Origin of the sequence: Caballeronia sp. LZ035, from assembly GCF_031451175.1 — a bacterium.
Taxonomy (GTDB): domain Bacteria; phylum Pseudomonadota; class Gammaproteobacteria; order Burkholderiales; family Burkholderiaceae; genus Caballeronia.
Window position 1 is genome coordinate 1 of record NZ_JARUXS010000024.1, and the last position, 1,975, is coordinate 1,975.

Annotated in this window: 2 protein-coding genes and 1 pseudogene; 2 read left to right on the forward strand and 1 reads right to left on the reverse strand. The window is 60.6% G+C overall.

The genetic code is table 11. The features are described from left to right. A pseudogene (locus tag QCE88_RS41870) lies at positions 1-246 on the forward strand (short-chain dehydrogenase); the annotation flags it as partial. Positions 247-257: 11 nt separating this feature from the next. After that, positions 258-1,163 carry a DUF72 domain-containing protein gene (locus QCE88_RS41875; RefSeq protein WP_309911918.1) on the forward strand — a complete coding sequence of 302 codons (906 nt, stop codon included), beginning with the start codon at positions 258-260 and terminating at the stop codon, positions 1,161-1,163. A gap of 15 nt (positions 1,164-1,178) precedes the next feature. On the opposite strand, the gene phoU is transcribed toward QCE88_RS41875, so the two are convergent. Continuing rightward, positions 1,179-1,886 (reverse strand): phosphate signaling complex protein PhoU, encoded by a 708-nt coding sequence (gene phoU / locus QCE88_RS41880; RefSeq protein WP_309911921.1) that lies wholly within the window; start codon positions 1,884-1,886, stop codon positions 1,179-1,181. Positions 1,887-1,975 lie beyond the last annotated feature (89 nt).

Sequence of the window (1,975 nt, forward strand, 5' to 3'; positions counted from 1 at the left end):
AAGGCCCAGCTCACGAGCGAGCCCCGGCGCGACGGCGATAGCCTTTATGAGAGCGGGACCGGCCTGAGCGAGCGGTCCGGACGACACGGCCGGGTCCGCGAACGCAGCTTCTACACCGATGCGCATACACATCCCGCGAGTGCGCGTGCGGCGCTCATGGGGATCGCCGGTGTGCTACTGGTCGCGGCGGCGCGACGCTATGTACGCGAGACACGGGGACGTCGGCTTACCCGCATCCTGCCCTGAAAGTGCCGGTCATGACAGGCCGCGTGCGAATCGGCATCTCCGGCTGGCGCTACGCAGGCTGGCGCAGCGTGTTCTATCCGCCGAAACTTGCGCAGGCGCGTGAACTGGAATTCGCGTCGCGCCGGGTGCAGAGCATTGAGATCAACAGTTCGCATTACTCGCTGCAACGCGCATCGAGTTGGCGTGCATGGCGCGACGCGACGCCCGACGAGTTCGTTTTCAGCGTAAAGGGCCCTCGCTATCTCACCCATATGCTGCGCTTTCGCGACGAAACGGCTGTCCCTGCAATGGCAAACTTCTTCGCGTCAGGCGTGCTGGGCCTTGGCGAAAAACTCGGCCCGTTTCTCTGGCAGTTCCCGCCGAGCTTCGCCTTTCATGCGAAAGATTTCGAGCGCTTCCTCACGCTCCTGCCCATGGATACGGCCTCCGCCGCGGCATTTGCCCAGCAGCACGACACGCGAGTCAAGGAACCGTGGTTCGATGCGCCAAGGAAAAAGCGAGCGTTGAGGCACGCCGTGGAAATCCGGCATCCGAGCTTTCTGGACGAGACCTTTGTACGCTTGCTGCGCAGACACGGCGTTGCGATGGTGGTATCGGACTCCACGGCTGGCTGGCCGCACGCGGAGGACGTGACCGCCAATTTCGTCTACATGCGTTTGCACGGCACCGAAACCCTTTACAGCGGCGCATATACCGACGAGGCGCTCAGCGCCTGGACGCATCGCATCCTGGCTTGGGCAAAGGGCATGCAGGCCGCGGACGCACGGCTTATCACGGCGCGCAAGCCGCGAAGTCGCGCGTCGCGCGATGTCTTCTGTTATTTCGACAACGATCAGAAAGTACAGGCGCCGTTCGATGCCGAACGGCTCCGAGAACATCTCGCAAGAAGCTCCTTCAGCGGTTCATCGCGCGAATGAAATCGTCGATGAAGGTCAATTGGCCAACGCCTCGCGTTCGAGTTCGTCCAGCGGAAGGTGACGCACGTCCCGGTCCTTGACGACAAACACAAGAAACTCAGCGATGTTTTTGGCGTGATCTCCGATCCGCTCGAGCGCTTTGGCGACGAACAGGTATTCGAGCGCGACTGAAATGGTTCCGGGCGCTGCGTTCATCTGCATGGCGAGCCTGCGGGAAAATGAGCGGAATAGCTCGTCAATCGCTTTGTCGTCGCGCACGATTCGCGCCGCATCTACCGTGTCCATTCGTGCGAATGCGTCGAGCACCCGACGCAGGACGGAGTGAACCATCTCGCCGCATTTCTTCAACTCCGCCACCTGGAACAATGCCGCTTTACCACTCTCGGAAATGTGCCGCATCCGTTTAGAGATCTTTCGTGCTTCGTCGCCCATGCGTTCGAGGTTCGTCACGCACTTGGACATCGCCATCAACAGCCGGAGATCGCAGGCAGCCGGCTGTCGCCGGGCGATCACATGTTGTATCTCATCGTCGATTTCGATTTCAAGCGAGTTGAGAAGCCGCTCGCTGTCGCGGATTTCCAGTGCGAGCGCCGGATCGTACGCGTTCAACAATCGCAGGCAGCGTTCGATCTGGATTTCGACGAGACCGCCCATCTCCATAAGATGGGTCGAGAGTGCCTCGAGGGAGGCGTCGAATGCCCGTGAGAGATGCTTTTCTGGCATGCGAATACCTGGTTCACGCCCCTCATGGTGAGCGGTGAAGTCGTGTCGTCCGAGGGTCGGACTTCACGCTTATCGTGATGCAAATAACG